The sequence below is a fragment of the Streptomyces celluloflavus genome (assembly GCA_000720995.1).
GTDB classification, from domain to species: Bacteria; Actinomycetota; Actinomycetes; order Streptomycetales; family Streptomycetaceae; genus Streptomyces; species Streptomyces celluloflavus.
In genome coordinates this window covers 141,887-157,056 of record JOEL01000020.1, presented here as the reverse complement: position 1 = coordinate 157,056, position 15,170 = coordinate 141,887, and the positions used below count along the sequence as shown (strand labels likewise).

Below are 15,170 nucleotides of genomic sequence, written 5' to 3'. Positions count from 1 at the left end.
GCCCCCGCAGGGGCCTTGCCGGGCCGCCGCCTTGGACGCCCGCGCCCTCAGCGCGCCGCGCCCCGCCCCTTCCCGGACCCGCGCGGTTGCCGGTCCCGGTCGCCCGCGGCCCACAGGGAGCGCACATGCCCCAGGTGGCGGGCCACGCACCGCTCCGCCTTCCGGGCCTCCCCCGCCACCATGAGGTCGAGGAGTTCGAGGTGTTCCTCGGCCGAGGGGATCAGCCGGTCGCTCTGGTCCAGCGCGGTCAGGCCGTACAGGCGGGAGCGCTTGCGTAGTTCGCCGACGGTCTCCACCAGCCGCTCGTTGCCGGCGAGCGCGAGCAGGGAGAGATGGAACCGGCGGTCGGCCTCCAGATAGCCGATGAGGTCGTGTTCGCGGGCGGCGCGCACGATCTCCTCGGCCACCGGACGCAGCGCCTCCAGATCCGCCCGGGACGCGGTGCGGGTGATCCGGCCGGTCATGGGGACCTCGATCAGGGTGCGGATCTCGGTGTACTGGTCGAGATCGCGCTCGGTGACCTCGGTGACCCGGAAGCCCTTGTTGCGGACCGGCTCCACCAGGCCCTCGCGGGCGAGGTCGAGCATCGCCTCGCGCACCGGCGTCGCGGAGATGCCGAAGTCGTCGGCGAGGACGGGTGCCGAGTAGACCTCGCCGGGGCGGAGTTCACCGGAGATCAGAGCGGCGCGCAGGGCGTGGGCGACCTGGTCGCGCAGCCGCTCCCTGGTGGTGATGAGGTTGCGCTGCTTGAGGTGACCCATGATGGTGTTCCCTTCGTGCCCCGTGCCCCGTGCCCGAGCGGGCCACCAGCGTACGATGTCACGTTTTCACCAGGGCCTCCGGGAACGCCGGGACGTTCCGCACCGGGGCGGACGCCGGTCGGGACGATACCGGGCAACTCCCGGGCGAAAGCGCCCCGTTCGGCAGGGCGCCACCGGCCCCGGGAAGGCTCCCGGTTCCCGCCCGGACGGCCCGCTCCACACGATTCGAGGCCACCGAGGGGTTGTCAGTGCCATTTCACATTACTACGTTACACATCACATGGCGCCTGCCTGATGCGCTCAAGAGCCGCCATCCACCTGCCAGTTGAGGTGTCGAACTACGCAGGCACCACCCGCACCTCTACGCACGGCACGTCTCATGCCCCCCACACCAGGAGTCCTCCGTGGTCCTGTCGAGAACCCTGTACAGATCCCTGCTCACCGCCGGGACGGCGCTACTGCTCTGTGTGACCGCCGTCCCGGCCGGGCACGCGGCCGCCCCCGCACCGTCCCGGGCGGCCCGCCCCGCCGCGGCCGCCCCGCACGCCGCCGGTCCCGCCGGGGACGGCGCGCCGCGCGCCGCCGACCGGGTCGACCACCTGGCCCGCGCCCCGAAGCCCGCCGCCCGTACGGTCCCGACACCGGGCGGCGTCACCGGCGGCCGCGTCCCCGGCCCGCGCACCCCCCGCAAGCACAGCACGGCGCCCGCACCGCGCATCACCCTCGGCACGGTCACCGTCCCCTGCACCCTCGACGGCGTCACCGGCCTGGCCCCCGAGCAGTTCGCCGACTTCCTCGCCGACCCGGCCGTCACCGCCGACGACTGCCTGCGCTCCCTGATCTGGAACTGGGACCAGCGGCTGGCGCCCGTGATGTCGCGGGAGCACATCCAGGCCGTCGCGCACCGCATCAGCGGCCTCGCCGCCGCCCACGACGGCCGCAACGGCAGCCATCTGCTGGAGATGTTCACCTATCTCCACGCCGTCTCCTACCAAGCCTTCTCGCACAGCGAGGTCGGCCTCAACGACCCGGCGACGCTGGACGCCGTACGCCGCGCCATCGACGACTTCGGCTCCGCGGCCCGCAGCTTCGACGCGACCCGCAGCAATGCCGAGACCCTGCGCGAGGCCCTCGACGCGGGCTCCGCGACCGGTCTGCGCCAGTACCAGCTGCCGCTGGTCAAGAAGGTCCTGGCGACCATGGGCGCCGACCACCCCGACACCGCCCGGGACGCCTCCTGGGGCGGTGCCGCACTCGCCGCGCTGACCCTCAACTACCTGGGCGTCTACCCCGGCAACCAGGACGCCGCCTTCCACTCGGCGGTCACCGCCGATCCCTCCTACCGCGCCGTCTTCCGGTCCTTCGCCGACCACGTCCACCTCAAGGACACGGACAACGCCTGGGTGGTGCGCGACGCGCTCAGTGAATACGGCCGCATCGGGCAGATCGACGCGCTCCGCGCCGAGATCGTCGCCGCTCTCGGCCCCCTCCTGGACACCACGGCCCGCAACTTCGGGGACAGCAGCGCACCGTGGGCGAAGGTCGCCACCTGGCTGAACGAGTTCGACGCCTGCACGCAGTACCACGTGTGCAAGGCGGACATCGAGCAACGCCTCTTCCCGAAGACCTACGCATACGACAAGGACGGCATCAGCGTACGCACCGCCCTCGACCGCGCCACCGTCGATCAGCTCTACTACGCGAGCAAGCAGGTCAAGGCGCAGTTCCACCGGGTGCTCGGCACCGAGCAGCCGCTGGCCGATGACACCAACACCACCCTGCACATCGTGCTGTACGCCTCCCGCGCCGACTACGAGAACTTCCACCCGCTGCTGACCGGTATGGACACCAACAACGGCGGCATCTACATCGAGCAGGGCGCCACCTTCTACACCTACCAGCGCCGCGTCCCGCAGGACTCCACCCTGACGCTGGAGGAACTCTTCCGCCACGAGTACACCCACTACCTCAACGGCCGCTGGGCGGTGCCCGGTTCGTTCGGCGAGGGCCCCTGGTACGAGGGCGACCGGACCACCGCGATGGACGAGGGAACCGCCGAGTTCTTCGACGGCGCCACCCGCGGCGACGGCATCAAGGTCCGCAAGTCCCTGGTCCAGGGCGTCATCCGGGACACGGCGGGCGGCGGACCGCGGATGAGCGTGGACCAGCTGCTGCACGCCACGTACGACGCGGACGGCTTCCGCTTCTACGACTACGCGGGCACCTTCTTCGAGTTCCTGTGGAGGGAGCGCCCCGCCCTGCTGTCGGAGATGTACGGCCGGCTGCGCGCCAACGACCCGGCGGGCTTCGACGCCTGGCGTGACCGGCTCGGCAGGGACGCCGGCCTCCAGCGCGCCTACGACACCTTCCTGGACGCGCAGATAGCGCAGGTCGACGACCTCTACGTGCCCAACACCGCCTACACACCCCTCGGCGAGCTGCGCGACGCCTCGGCCGACGAGGTCCGTTCGTCCTTCACCGCGACGACCGGCATCGCCCCGGACTGCGCGGCCACCCCCGCGACGGAGTACCGGCGGTTCGCCTGCACCGGCCGCATCACCGCGGAACTGAACAACGCCGCCAGCCCCGACCGTGTCTTCCAGGACATGTCCCAAACCGTGGACTTCGGCATCCTCGAACGCGCCGCGAAGGGCGACAACAACCTGACCGATATGAACTGCTCCTTCACCGCCCCGCAGATCGCCTCCGACCAGCGCACGGCTACCTCGGACTACCGCTGCGAGGGACCGCTCCGGGGCTGACCCCGGACCGCGGCAACCGCCGCCGGCCCCGGACGGCACGCCCGCCGTCCGGGGCCGCGCCGTGCCCCGACCGGATCACCGCCATCGAGTAGCTCGCATGGTGAGACACCACTCTCATGATGCGAGATGCAGGCGTAGCGTGTGGCTCATCACGCCGAAGGACGTCCGCCGTACGGTCCGTGCGGACGGCCGAGCGGCGGCGGGAGGCGCCCGGCGGGCACTCCCGCCGCCCCGACGCACGCGAAGGAGCCGGCCATGCCGCAGGAGTCCGCCGTCTACACCCACGGCCACCACGAGTCCGTACTGCGCTCGCACACCTGGCGCACCGCCGCCAACTCGGCTGGCTATCTGCTGGCTTCGCTCCGGCCGGACATGCGGATCCTGGACGTCGGCTGCGGGCCCGGCACCATCACCGCCGACCTGGCCGCACTGGTGCCGGACGGCGAGGTCACCGGGCTGGAGTACGCACCGGACATCCTGCCGCAGGCGCGCGCCACGGCCACGGCGCGCGGGGTGACCAACGTCCACTTCGCGGTCGGGGACGTCCACGCGCTGGACTACCCGGACGACGCGTTCGATGTCGTGCACGCCCACCAGGTCCTGCAACACGTCGGCGACCCCGTCCAGGCGCTGCGCGAGATGCGCCGCGTCACCGCACCGGGCGGCATCGTCGCGGTCCGCGATGCGGACTACTCGGCCATGACCTGGTATCCGGCGGTCGACGGGCTGCCCGGCTGGCTGGACCTGTATCTGCGGGTGGCCCGCGCCAACGGCGGTGAGCCGGACGCCGGACGCCGGCTGCACGCCTGGGCGCGCCAGGCCGGTTTCGACCCGGCCCAGATCACCGCCACCGCGGGCACCTGGTGCTACCACACCCCGCAGGAGCGGTCCTGGTGGAGCGAGTTGTGGGCGGACCGCACCGTCACCTCGGCGTACGCCGGGACCGCGGTGGACGGCGGCCACGCCACCCCGGAGGAGCTGGCCCGGATCGGCCGGGCGTGGCGGGAGTGGGGCGCCCAGGAGGACGGCTGGTTCACCGTCCTGCACGGCGAGATCCTCTGCCGCGTCTGACGAAGGCCGGCACGGGCGCCGGTTCCTGCGCCCGTGCCGGCCACCGTCACGGCTGCCGCCGTCCGTCTCCCGGGTGCTCCGGGAGGCGGCGCCAGTACTGCTGCTTCTTCTCCTCCCGGACGACGATCCCCAGCTCGGCCAGCTCTTCCCGCAGCTGTTCGGCGTCCGCCGTGCGGTCCTTCTTCAGCGCGTGTGCGCGGGCCTTGAGGAGTACGTGCGCGGCGGCCGGCAGATCGGGGAGACCGTCCACCCAGCGCCGGTAGGCGTCCGCGTGCGGGTCACCGTCCGCGTGCCAGGGATACCCGTGCGCCTGTAGCGCGGCCGCGAACGCCTCGGGGTCGAAGTCGCCGCCGATCCGGGCCACTTCCTCGCTGCGGTGGCCGAGCAGCACCAGCTTCTTGCCGTCCAGGAACACCGCGTCGACCGCCGCCCGCGGCACGGTCCGGGTGCGCCCGGCGTGTGTGACGGTCAGCAGGCCGGGGGTGACGGTGGCGGTCACGTAGTCGAACTCGGCGTAGCACGCGATCAGCACCCCGAGGACGGCCCCGAGCACCGGGAACCCGATGGCGGCGTACGGTTCGGGAATCGACGCGACGAGCCTGACCGGCCCCTGCCACGGCACCCAGGACAGCGTCGCCAGCCACCCCACCGCCATCTTGAGCAGCCAGCCCACGCCCGCCCCCAGCAGCGGGAAGCCGGTCCACACGAGGACGCGCTCACGCGTGGACGGCGCGATGGGGGTGGCGTCCTGCGGCGCCGGTTTCTCGGCTGACATGGTGCTGCCTTTCCTGGTCAGGGATGGGGGTGCGCCGGGAGGTGGCGCGGGGCCGGGGAGGTACGGAGGTCGAGCGGGCCGGGGTGCCTCAGCACCGGCGCGGTCGCCGCCCCACCAGCCAGTCGACGATCTGCCGTAGTTCGGCGGTGTGCACCGCCGGGTCGAAGTCCGGTTCCCCGGCCGCGGTGTAGCCGGCCTCGATCAGCCGCTGGATCCACCCGGCGACGCGGTCGGGCGCGAACCGCAGCGGCCGGCCCTCATCGGCCAGCCGCGTCAGCAGCGTGGTGAGGGTGGTGCGGCTCCGCTCGTCGTCGAAGGCGAGCATCCGGGCGAACTCCGCGTCCCGGTTGGCCTGGAACACGGCCGCGGCCGCGAGTCCGGACACGAGCGGATCGGCGAGATCGGCCAGCAGATGGTCCACCAGGAGGTCGAGGCCCGCGCCGGGCCGCGCGGCCAGCGCCTGTGCGCAGATCTCGGCGTTGCGCGGCAGGTCGTCGGCGAACAGGGCGTGGAAGAGGTCGCGCTTGGTGGGGAAGTAGTGGAAGAGCGTGCCGGAGCCGATGCCCGCGCGACGGCAGATCTCCGCGGTGGAGGTGCCGTCCACACCGTGGGCGGCGAACTGCTCGGCGGCGGCTTGCAGGATCCGGGCCCGTTTGCGGGCGTGCTGTTCGGGATTGACGGTACGCATCGGGGTCAATAATAGAGCACGTACTCCATTAATCTCCGGGCGGTTCCGTGCGGCCGTCGCCCACGCCCGACGGGCCCTCCCCGGGCAGCTCACCGGAGCGCGGCGGCCCGCGGCCGGAGCCCGCCAGGCCGGGCACACCAAATCCCCTGGTGCACAGGGGACTTCGGGTTCGTTCGTCTAGGCTTGCCCCATGGACATTCTGGGGACCTCATTGCGGGTGTGCGTCAGTGATCTCGATGCGGCGGTCGGTGTCTACGAGCGGCTGACGGGCGCCGAGGCCGTCCGCTTCCGGCGCGGCAACGTCGCGGTCGCGGCCGTCGGGTGCTTCTTTCTGATGAGCGGTCCCGAGGCGGAGCTGTCGGTGCTGCGGAAGATCGCCGCGACGCTCGCCGTCAAGGACGTGGACGAGGCGGTGGCCGATCTGACGGCGGTCGGCGCGGACATCATCGCGGGCCCGCTGCCGACCCCGATCGGCCGCAATCTGGTGGCCCGGCATCCGGACGGCTCGATCTTCGAGTACGTCGACCGCAAGCAGGGCTGACAGGGCCTGCCGTCACCTCCCCGTCGTCGCCCGAAGGACGGCCCCGCGGCGTCCGGTGCAGCTCTCGCCGTGCCGCGCTGTCCGGCCCTCGCCGAGGCGGCCGGACAGCGGCGGGAGCGGACGTGGCCCGCGGTCAGGACACGTCGAGGACGATCTTGCCGCGGGTCCGGCCGCCCTGGCTGAGCCGGAACGCCTCGGCCGCCTCGGACAGCGGGAACGCCGCGTGGACCGGCACGGTCAGCCGGCCGGCGTCCGCCAGCTCGCCGAGCGCCGTCAGATCGGCGGTGTCGGGGCGCACCCACACCAGGTGGCCGCCCGCCGCCTTGACCTCGTCGTCGGTGATGGACGCCATCCGGGTGCGGTCCTTCAGCAGCCGCTGCGAGACGTCCACCACGCCACCGACGAAGTCCAGCGCCACGTCCACGCCCTCCGGCGCCAGCGCCCGTACCCGGTCGGCGAGGCCGTCTCCGTACGTGACCGGCTCGGCGCCCAGGGATCGCAGATAGTCGTGGTTGGGCTCGCTCGCCGTGCCGATGACGCGCAGGCCCCGGGCCACCGCGATCTGCACGGCGAACGAGCCGACGCCGCCCGCGGCGGCGTGCACCAGGGCCGTCTCGCCCGCCCGGCCGCCGACGCGCCGGAGCGCCTGGTAGGCGGTGAGTCCGGCGAGCGGCAGTCCCGCCGCCTGCTGCCAGCTGAGCGCGGCCGGTTTGCGGGCCAGCGTCCGCACCGGCGCGGCGACCAGTTCGGCGAAGGTGCCGTGCTGGACCTCGTCCTTGCGGACGTAGCCGATGACCTCGTCGCCGGGCTCGTACTCGGTGGCGTCCGCACCGGCCGCCTCGACGACGCCCGCCACGTCCCAGCCGGGAATGAGCGGAAAGTGGATGTACATCAGCGGGTCCAGATAGCCGGCGACGATCTTCCAGTCCACGGGATTGACACCGGCCGCCCGGACCCGGATCAGCACCGAGTCGGGACCCACCTTCGGATCGGGGCGGTCGGTGTGGACGAGGACCTCGGGGCCGCCGTAACCATGGGTGACAATTGCTTTCATGACCGGCCGTAACGAGTGCCGGTACCGCTTGATTCCGCCGCCCCGGGCAGGCGCACCCGGATGGCGTACCCGGGTGCGCGCACCGTGGGGCGTCCCGTCACACCGGCCGCATCCGGAACTCGTAGCGCTCCGGCAGCGGGTGCTCGGCGCGGGCCCTGGCGCGCACCTCGTCGGTGACCGGCCCGGCGCCGGCGACCAGGCGTTCGGCGATGGCGTACCAGGTGTCGCTGAGCGTCTCGTCGCCCTCCCGCAGATCGGCGATCTCGAAACCGGTGTCGAAGATCTCGCGCGCCCGGTCCGCCGCCCCCTGGGCGAGCAGCACCTGGGCCGTCAGCAGCCGGAACCGGCCGGCGGTCAGCTCGGCCGGGCGCAGCCGCGCCAGCAGCCGCGCGGCCTCCTCGCTGCGGCCGGCCGCGAGCAGTGCGGGAACCGCCTCCCGGGCGAGCGCGGGCAGCACCGCCCGCCCGGTGCGGGCGGCCGGGCCGGACGCGGCGGTCCCGTCCGGGCGGTCCGCGCAGTCGAACGCCTCCGCGTACCGGTCGGCGGCGCGGGCCGTGTCGCCCGCCTCGGCCTCGGCGGCGGCCAGGCAGTACCGCGGCTGCCATCCGGCGCCGTGCGCCAGCGCCCGTTCCCAGCTGCGGACGGCCTGTGCGCGGTCGCCGGCGTACCACTGGGCGAGGCCGAGGTGGTAGTCGGTGGCCGGGCCCGGCCGGGCGGACTCCAGCAGTTCGCGCCAGGCCGGTGCGACCGGCGCCGGGCCGGGCAGCGGGCCCGTCGCCGGCAGGTCACCGGTCCGCAGCAGGGTCAGCCAGGGCTGCTGCGCCTCGCCCAGGGTCGCCGCGTCGAAGGGGGTACCGGGCAGGTCGAGGCCCGTGCGGGCGGCCTCCAGTGCGCCCCAGCCGGAGCCGGTGGCCAGGTGCGCCTTCGGTTCGAGATCGGCGTACGGCCGCCAGGCGGCGTACGCGGCGTCCACGTCCGCGCGCGGCAGCGCCGCTTCGAGGCGGGCCGCGACCTCACCGCGGGCCGCGGCCCAGTCGTCGCCGTGCACCGTCGCGGGGTCGGCGGCCAGCGGTCCGTACGCCTCCAGCCAGGCGAACTCGGCGCCGCCGTCCAGCGGTACGTGCTCCAGCTGGGTGCGGGCGAGGCCCGCCTGGATCTCGGCGTAGCCGTCGGTGCCCGGTTCGGTCAGCCACTGCTGCCAGCGGCGGCCGGCCCGCGCCGCGCCCCAGAGGAAGAGCTTGCGTCCGCGCAGGGTGTCGGTGGAGGTCTGGATCAGGCCGCGGCCGCCGGCATCGAGGGAGGTGACCCAGCGGCGGGCGCCGTCGGGGATCTCGTAGAAGTAGTCGGCGGGGTGGGCGCTGCGCAGCGGGTAGCTGCGGTCGGCGCCGTCGGAGGCGGGGACCGGGACGCGGCGCAGGGTGTGCGCGTAGCCGAAGTGCCAGGCCGTGTCGGCGGGGGTCAGGACGCGGCTGTCCGCCTGTTCGGGGACGGCGATGTTGGACCACCAGTAGACCGGGGCGGTGTGGTGGTGCGGGTTGCGGACGCGGACGCCGACGTAGAGGAAGTCGGCGCCGTCCGGCAGCCACAGGTCCACCTGGAAGGGCAGATCGCGCAGCCGCTCCCACTCCCACAGGCGGAGCATCTCGCCGCCGTCCGGGGCCTGGACGCGGGCGGCGTGCAACGGGGCGCAGGAGAGGGTGGTGTGGCCGGTGGCGCCGATGTTCCATTCGATGCCGCCGGAGAACCAGGCGCCGTTGAGGGCGAACGCCGCGGGTTGCAGCACGGGGTTGCGGTAGAGCAGTTCGCGGTCGGTGGGCTTGTGGTACAGCGAGTACACCCGGCCGCCGAGGCCGGGCAGGACGGTGGCGCGCAGCCGGTCGTTCTCGATGACGATCGCATCGAGGTCGGTGGCGCGGCGGCGGCGCCCGTAGCCGTCGCGCAGCGGGGCGGGCAGCAGCGAGCGCAGCGGCCGGTAGCCGAGCTGGCGGGCCATGTCGGCGGGCAGGCCGGTGTCCTCGGAGATCTCGACGCGGTGCGGATCGCCGGCGCCGCGCAGGGCGGGCAGGGGGTTGTCCGGGCCGATGGGGGCGGCGGGAAGGGTCAGGGTGGTATGTCGCACACTCGTGGCCACAGCTGCCTCGCAGGGTTGGACCGGGCCGCCTCGGCTGCGGCGGCCTCCTGTTGACCATGGAACAACGTCATCGCCGCTCTGCACAGGGCCTCTTGCCGACGAGGCGGGTCAGGGTTGCGCAAAGAGGCCGTCGAGGAGGCCGGCGAGGAGTACGGCGCCGGTGCCTTCGGGGTCGCGGTCCGGGTCGTAGATGGTGAGGTCGAGGCCGACGCAGCGGGGGGAGGCGGCCAGCGGGCCGATCAGGTCGCGCAGTTCGCCGGTGAGCAGGCCGCCGGGGTCGGGGCTGTCGACGGCCGGCTTCACGGACGGGTCCAGGACATCCGCGTCGAGGTGGATCCAGAAGCCGTCGAGCGGCGGCTTGTGGAGGTGGCCGAGCACCGCGCGGCCGACCGCCGCCGGGCCGCGGCGCCGGATCTCGCCGACGGGGGTGTGGGCGATGCCGAGGGCGGTCAGTTCCGGCCGGTGCTCGTCGGCGTCGCGCAGGCCCAGGACGTGTACGTCCGTGTCACGGACGTAGGGCCGCCGGCCCTCCAGGTCGGTGAGGTCCGGCTGCCCGCGCCCGGTGATCTGCGCGACGCCCTCACCGGCGGCGGCGCCCACCGGGCCGGACACGGCCGCGTTGCCGGGGTGCCGGAAGTCGCCGTGCCCGTCGAGATAGGCCACGCCGTACCGCCCGAGGCGGCGCAGCGCGAGGACGGCGCCGAGCAGGATGCTGCAATCGCCGCCGAGCAGGACCGGGAAGCCGCCCGCGCGGACGTGTCCCTCGACGCGGTCCGCGAGCCGGCCGGTGTAACGGGCGAGGGCGGCGGCGTGGAAGTCGCCGTCGCCCTCCCGCCAGTCCCCCAGGTCGTAGCGCGGCGGCACCACCACCCCGCCCTCCCGTGCGCCGAGCCGCCGCAGCAGCCCCTGTTCGCGCAGCGCGCCGGCGAGCTTGTAGCAGCCGGGGACGGTGCCGGGCGCGGGCGGGCGCAGCCCCAGGTTGGAGGAGGCGTCGATGAGTACGGTGCGGCGCATACCGCGATCGTAACGGGGCGTACACCTGGGGCCATTGGCTTTTCCGCCGGGCGCGCACCGGACCGGGGCGGGCCTCTGGGAATACGGCGGGCCCGGACTGCCGGGCACCGCGCCGCCCGGTCCCGGCACGGACACCGTGGAGATCAGCCGGCGGGCTCGGTGAGGACGAGCCGGTTGCCGAACGGATCGATGAGGGTGAGCGAGGTACCGTCCGCGTCCCGCTCCAGTCCGGGCCTGAGGAACGGATAGTCCTTGCCGGTCAGTTCGGCGTGCAGGGCGCCCACCCCGCGCACCTCCGCGAAGAGCGCGGAACCGGGCGTCGCGTCGCCGTGGTGCTCGGACAGGTGCAGGACCAGTCCGCCGCGCGAGACCTGGGTGTAGAGCGGCATCCGGGGCTCGTGGCGGTGCTCCCAGTCGACGGCGCAGCCGAGGTAGCCGAGGTAGAACTCATGGGCCTTGGCCACGTCGAAGATGCGGAAGACCGGTACGGTGCGGCGGAATTCGATGTCCATGGCGTCACTCTGCACCCCGGCCGGGCCGGCGGTCACCGTGCCCCGGCCGGCGGGAGCATCTCGCTGGTGATCGCCCAGCGCTCGTGGTCGCGCCAGGCGCCGTCGATGAAGAGGAAGTCCGGTGAGAACCCCTCCAGCCGGAATCCGGCACGCTTGACCAGTGCGATCGACCGGACATTGGCCGGCTGGATGTTGGCCTCCATCCGGTGCAGGCCCAACTCCTCGAAGGCGTGGTGCAGTACGAGCCGCAGCCCCTCGCCCAGCAGACCGCGCCCGGCGGCGTGGGCGAAGGCGCCGTAGCCGATCGCCCCGCACCGGAAGGCGCCGTGCACGATGTTGTTGATGGTGAGGAAGCCCGCGATCCGGCCGCTGTCGTGCGCACAGATCAGGTAGCCCTCGCGCTGCGGCTCCTGGAGCCTGTCCAGATAGGTGTCGTACGCGTCGTCGGAGTCCGGCGGGTAGAGCCAGGGGTGGTGCAGGTCCGCGCTCTCGCGGGCCCGTGCGGTGAACTCGTCCCGGTCGGCGGCGGTGAAGCGCCGGATGCCCACCCGCGGGCCCCGTGCGAGGTAGTGATCATCGGTCATCGGCAGATCGTACGGAGGAGCGGCCGATTTGGGCCAGGCCGGGGCGGGCGCCGATCCTCCCGGATCCCGCGGACGGCGGAGCGGGCCGCTCACCGCCACGCGGCGGGATCGGTGCCCCAGCGGCCCGGCGGGGTCGCCCAGGTGGCCGGGCCGCCGTCGAAGGAGACCGGCGGCAGGGCGTGGCGCAGCCGTCCGACCGGGCTGTCGGTGTCCCGGAGGTGGTGGGCGGCGTCGTAGCGGCCGGCGGCCGGATCCGCCGGATCGTCGTCGGCCGGGCCTTGTACCAGCCACCGGGCGGTCCGCGCCAGCGCGAGGGTGGCGAGGGACGAACCGCCGGTGCGGGCCTGCTCGGTCAGCGCCCGCAGCACCGCCGCGGCCAGCAGATAGCCCGTGCCGTGGTCGAGCGCCTGGGCGGGCAGCGCGCCGGGGGTGCCGTCGCCGTCCGCTTCTACGGCGGCGATCCCCGTGGCCACCTGCACCAGGCTGTCGAAACCGCGCCGGGCGCCCCACGGCCCGTCGTCGCCCCAGGCGGAGAGGCGGGCGACGACCAGCCCCGGGCGGCGGGCGGCGAGTTCCTCGGGCGCCAGACCGAAGCGGTCCAGGGCGCCCGGCCGGTAGCCGGTGACCACGACGTCCGCGCCGGTCAGCAGCTCCTCGAAGGTGGCCCGGCCGGCCCGCGCGCCGAGGTCGAGCACGGTGGAGCGCTTGCCGAATCCGGTGTCGCTGTGCGCGTCCTGGCTCTCCGGCAGCTGCGGTGCGTCGATCCGCAGCACATCAGCGCCGAGCAGCGCGAGCGTACGGGTGGCGACCGGTCCGGCGATCACCCGGGTCAGGTCCAGTACGCGCAGCCCCGCGGCGGGCAGCACGGGATCACCGGCGAGCACCGGCAGCGGGCGCGGGGGCGCGCCGGTGCCCAGCGGCTCCAGCGTGAGCAGCGGATGGGCGGCCACCGCGGCGCCCTGCGGGTGCGCGGCCCACTCCTCGGGGGTGCGGGCGGCGACGGCCAGCCCGCCCGCCGCGTACACCGTCTCCTGGACCTCCTCGGCCCGGCGGCCGGCCAGTTCGGCCGCCACCTCCGCCGCACCGGCGGCCGCCGGCAGGCCGAGCGCGGTCAGCAGCCGGGTGCGGTGGTGCGGGTAGTTGGCGTGGGTGCGCAGCCAGCCGTCGGCGGTGCGCCAGAAGCGGGAGAGCGGCGCGAACGTCGAGGGTGCCCGGCCGTCGATCCGCAGATGGCGCTCGCTGACGAAGGCGGTGGCCACCGCGCCGTCGTCGACCCGTACGGCGGGCACCGGCCGGCCGGTACGCCGGGCGGCCAGTTCGGCGGCGGCGAGCGCGCAGACGGCGACCGTGGAGCGGGCCAGCGCCATCACCGGGAGCCGGGCCGCGAGCAGGCCGGGCGGTCCGCCGTAGGAGATCCGCCGGGTGAGATCCGGGGCGCCGCCGAGTGCCGCCCAGGCCAGTTCCGTACCGGTGTCATGTCGTTGCCCCATACACCCAGTGTGGCACCGCGTGCCGCCGTGGCAACTTCGGGGGTGGTACGAGTGCCACGGAAGCCGCTCACCGGTTGCCCGCGGTGTACGGAGCCGCGCCGCCGCCCGGCCGATGGCGATATCAGGCCGTCAGCACAACGCGCCGCCAGAAGTAAAGACCCCGTAAGGCAACACCGGCAGAGAGTTCCGAACATGGCCAATTACGACCGAAGTTGGCTGGACTGCGCGTAGACGATCCCGGCACACCGGGCATGAAGTGGAGATCAGCACGTCGCACACGCGCGCGTTCCCGCCGACCCCCCTCATACACGCGAGCACCTCAGGCCCTTGCCCGGGAGGCAAGCCATGACCGAAACCGTTTCCTTCCCGCAGGACCGCACCTGTCCCTACCAGCCGCCGTCCGCCTATCAGCCGCTGCGCGCAGAGGGTCCGCTGGCGCGTGTCACCTTCTACGACGGCCGCTCGGCATGGCTGGTGACCGGCCACGCCGAGGCGCGGGCCCTGATGTCCGACCCGCGGCTGTCCGCCGACCGGATGAACCCGGCGTTCCCGATCACGATCGAACGCGCCGCGCAGATCCGCCGGACCAGGACACCGCTGCTCGGCGTGGACGACCCCGAGCACAACACCCAGCGCCGGATGCTGATACCCGGCTTCACCGTCAAGCGGGCCGCCGCGATGCGGCCGCAGATCCAGCGGATCGTCGACGGCCTCATCGACCGGATGCTCGCGCAGGGGCCGCCCGCCGAGCTGGTCTCCGCCTTCGCGCTGCCGGTGCCGTCCATGGTGATCTGCCTGCTGCTCGGCGTGCCCTACGCCGACCACGAGTTCTTCGAGGAGCAGTCGCGCCGGATGCTCCGCAGCGGTTCGGCGGAGGAGTTCGAGGACGCCCGCGAGCAGTTGGAGAACTACCTCGCCGAGCTGATCTCCGGCAAGGAGAAGAAGCCCGGCGAGGGACTGCTGGACGATCTGATCGACGACCAGCTGCGGACGGGCGCCCTCACCCGCGAGGACCTGGTCACCTTCGCCCTGATCCTGCTGATCGCCGGGCACGAGACCACCTCCAACATGATCTCGCTCGGCACCTTCACGCTGCTCGAACACCCGGCACAGCTCGCGCAGTTGCGGGCCGACGAGAGCCTGATACCGGCCGCGGTCGAGGAGCTGCTGCGGTTCCTGTCCATCGCCGACGGCATGGTGCGGGTGGCCACGGAGGACATCGAGATCGGCGGGCGGACCATCAGGGCCGACGAGGGCGTGGTGTTCGCCAACTCCACGATCAACCGTGACGGCACTGCCTACGCGTCACCCGACGACCTGGACTGGCACCGTTCCGCCCGCCATCACGTGGCGTTCGGTTTCGGCATTCACCAGTGCCTGGGACAGAACCTCGCCCGCGCCGAGATGGAGATCGCACTGCGCTCGCTCTTCACCAGGATCCCGGATCTGCGGCTCGCCGCGCCGGCCGCGGAAATTCCCTTCAAGCCGGGCGACACATTGCAGGGAATGATCGAACTGCCGCTGGCCTGGTAGCACCATGGGGGCAGCCAAGAAGAAAGGGGTCCGACATGCGGATCGAGATCGACCCGGACATCTGTATCGGCGCCGGCCAGTGCGTACTGACCGCGCCGGGGGTGTTCACCCAGGACGATGAGGGCTACAGCATGCTGCTGCCCGGCCGCGAGGACGGCGCGGGCGACCCGCTCGTACGGGAGGCCGCCCGCGCCTGCCCCGTCGGGGCCATCACGATCACGGACGGCTGACGGCCCGCCGCGCGCACCCGGCGG

General features: G+C 73.4%; 14 protein-coding genes. 5 read left to right on the top strand and 9 right to left on the bottom strand.

Annotated features, from left to right (window positions below):
• Positions 1 to 47: 47 nt before the first annotated feature.
• Positions 48 to 761 carry a GntR family transcriptional regulator gene (locus tag IH09_RS20230; RefSeq protein WP_052858305.1) on the bottom strand — a complete coding sequence of 238 codons (714 nt, stop codon included), beginning with the start codon at positions 759 to 761 and terminating at the stop codon, positions 48 to 50.
• Positions 762 to 1,165: 404 nt separating this feature from the next.
• Here IH09_RS20230 and IH09_RS20225 point away from each other — a divergent pair, with 404 nt between their 5' ends.
• Positions 1,166 to 3,523, top strand: a complete 2,358-nt coding sequence (locus tag IH09_RS20225; protein ID WP_052858303.1) for a collagenase — start codon at positions 1,166 to 1,168, stop codon at positions 3,521 to 3,523.
• 255 nt (positions 3,524 to 3,778) lie between these two features.
• Complete coding sequence (locus IH09_RS20220) at positions 3,779 to 4,594, top strand: class I SAM-dependent methyltransferase (RefSeq protein ID WP_052858302.1); 816 nt, start codon at positions 3,779 to 3,781, stop codon at positions 4,592 to 4,594.
• 46 nt (positions 4,595 to 4,640) lie between these two features.
• Here IH09_RS20220 and IH09_RS20215 read toward each other — a convergent pair whose 3' ends face one another.
• Together IH09_RS20215 and IH09_RS20210 are read right to left on the bottom strand one after the other, a co-directional pair.
• Positions 4,641 to 5,369 carry a YqeB family protein gene (locus IH09_RS20215; protein ID WP_205379210.1) on the bottom strand — a complete coding sequence of 243 codons (729 nt, stop codon included), beginning with the start codon at positions 5,367 to 5,369 and terminating at the stop codon, positions 4,641 to 4,643.
• Positions 5,370 to 5,457: 88 nt separating this feature from the next.
• On the bottom strand, positions 5,458 to 6,057 hold the full coding sequence (locus tag IH09_RS20210; RefSeq protein ID WP_052858301.1) for a TetR/AcrR family transcriptional regulator: 600 nt from the start codon (positions 6,055 to 6,057) through the stop codon (positions 5,458 to 5,460).
• Between the two features lie 190 nt (positions 6,058 to 6,247).
• Here IH09_RS20210 and IH09_RS20205 point away from each other — a divergent pair, with 190 nt between their 5' ends.
• Entirely contained in the window at positions 6,248 to 6,598 is a 351-nt protein-coding gene (locus tag IH09_RS20205) for a VOC family protein (RefSeq protein WP_052858298.1), read from the top strand.
• 133 nt (positions 6,599 to 6,731) lie between these two features.
• On the opposite strand, the gene IH09_RS20200 is transcribed toward IH09_RS20205, so the two are convergent.
• The 6 genes from IH09_RS20200 to IH09_RS20175 all read right to left on the bottom strand — a co-directional run bounded on the left by IH09_RS20200 (position 6,732) and on the right by IH09_RS20175 (position 13,383).
• On the bottom strand, positions 6,732 to 7,652 hold the full coding sequence (locus IH09_RS20200) for an NADP-dependent oxidoreductase (protein WP_052858296.1): 921 nt from the start codon (positions 7,650 to 7,652) through the stop codon (positions 6,732 to 6,734).
• Positions 7,653 to 7,749: 97 nt separating this feature from the next.
• Positions 7,750 to 9,783 (bottom strand): DUF5107 domain-containing protein, encoded by a 2,034-nt coding sequence (locus IH09_RS20195; protein ID WP_052858294.1) that lies wholly within the window; start codon positions 9,781 to 9,783, stop codon positions 7,750 to 7,752.
• Positions 9,784 to 9,891: 108 nt separating this feature from the next.
• Positions 9,892 to 10,797, bottom strand: coding sequence for an arginase family protein (locus IH09_RS20190; RefSeq protein WP_052858293.1), 906 nt, complete (start codon positions 10,795 to 10,797; stop codon positions 9,892 to 9,894).
• Between the two features lie 143 nt (positions 10,798 to 10,940).
• Entirely contained in the window at positions 10,941 to 11,309 is a 369-nt protein-coding gene (locus IH09_RS20185) for a glyoxalase superfamily protein (protein WP_052858408.1), read from the bottom strand.
• A 32-nt stretch (positions 11,310 to 11,341) separates the two neighbouring features.
• Complete coding sequence (locus tag IH09_RS20180; RefSeq protein WP_052858292.1) at positions 11,342 to 11,893, bottom strand: GNAT family N-acetyltransferase; 552 nt, start codon at positions 11,891 to 11,893, stop codon at positions 11,342 to 11,344.
• Positions 11,894 to 11,982: 89 nt separating this feature from the next.
• Positions 11,983 to 13,383, bottom strand: a complete 1,401-nt coding sequence (locus IH09_RS20175; RefSeq protein ID WP_052858290.1) for a CoA transferase — start codon at positions 13,381 to 13,383, stop codon at positions 11,983 to 11,985.
• Between the two features lie 345 nt (positions 13,384 to 13,728).
• Between IH09_RS20175 and IH09_RS20170 the strand changes: the two genes are divergently transcribed.
• Positions 13,729 to 14,916, top strand: a complete 1,188-nt coding sequence (locus IH09_RS20170) for a cytochrome P450 (RefSeq protein ID WP_052858287.1) — start codon at positions 13,729 to 13,731, stop codon at positions 14,914 to 14,916.
• 35 nt (positions 14,917 to 14,951) lie between these two features.
• Positions 14,952 to 15,146, top strand: a complete 195-nt coding sequence (locus tag IH09_RS20165; RefSeq protein WP_052858286.1) for a ferredoxin — start codon at positions 14,952 to 14,954, stop codon at positions 15,144 to 15,146.
• The last annotated feature ends 24 nt before the right edge of the window (positions 15,147 to 15,170 follow it).

Bases quoted from the DNA above. Each gene is read 5' to 3' on its own strand.
- IH09_RS20220 (WP_052858302.1), top strand. From the start codon at position 3,779: ATGCCGCAGGAGTCCGCCGTCTACACCCACGGCCACCACGAGTCCGTA.
- IH09_RS20170 (WP_052858287.1), top strand. From the start codon at position 13,729: ATGACCGAAACCGTTTCCTTCCCGCAGGACCGCACCTGTCCCTACCAG.
- IH09_RS20190 (WP_052858293.1), bottom strand. From the start codon at position 10,797: ATGCGCCGCACCGTACTCATCGACGCCTCCTCCAACCTGGGGCTGCGC.
- IH09_RS20210 (WP_052858301.1), bottom strand. From the start codon at position 6,057: ATGCGTACCGTCAATCCCGAACAGCACGCCCGCAAACGGGCCCGGATC.
- IH09_RS20185 (WP_052858408.1), bottom strand. From the start codon at position 11,309: ATGGACATCGAATTCCGCCGCACCGTACCGGTCTTCCGCATCTTCGAC.
- IH09_RS20230 (WP_052858305.1), bottom strand. From the start codon at position 761: ATGGGTCACCTCAAGCAGCGCAACCTCATCACCACCAGGGAGCGGCTG.
- IH09_RS20175 (WP_052858290.1), bottom strand. From the start codon at position 13,383: ATGGGGCAACGACATGACACCGGTACGGAACTGGCCTGGGCGGCACTC.
- IH09_RS20200 (WP_052858296.1), bottom strand. From the start codon at position 7,652: ATGAAAGCAATTGTCACCCATGGTTACGGCGGCCCCGAGGTCCTCGTC.
- IH09_RS20205 (WP_052858298.1), top strand. From the start codon at position 6,248: ATGGACATTCTGGGGACCTCATTGCGGGTGTGCGTCAGTGATCTCGAT.
- IH09_RS20215 (WP_205379210.1), bottom strand. From the start codon at position 5,369: ATGTCAGCCGAGAAACCGGCGCCGCAGGACGCCACCCCCATCGCGCCG.
- IH09_RS20165 (WP_052858286.1), top strand. From the start codon at position 14,952: ATGCGGATCGAGATCGACCCGGACATCTGTATCGGCGCCGGCCAGTGC.
- IH09_RS20180 (WP_052858292.1), bottom strand. From the start codon at position 11,893: ATGACCGATGATCACTACCTCGCACGGGGCCCGCGGGTGGGCATCCGG.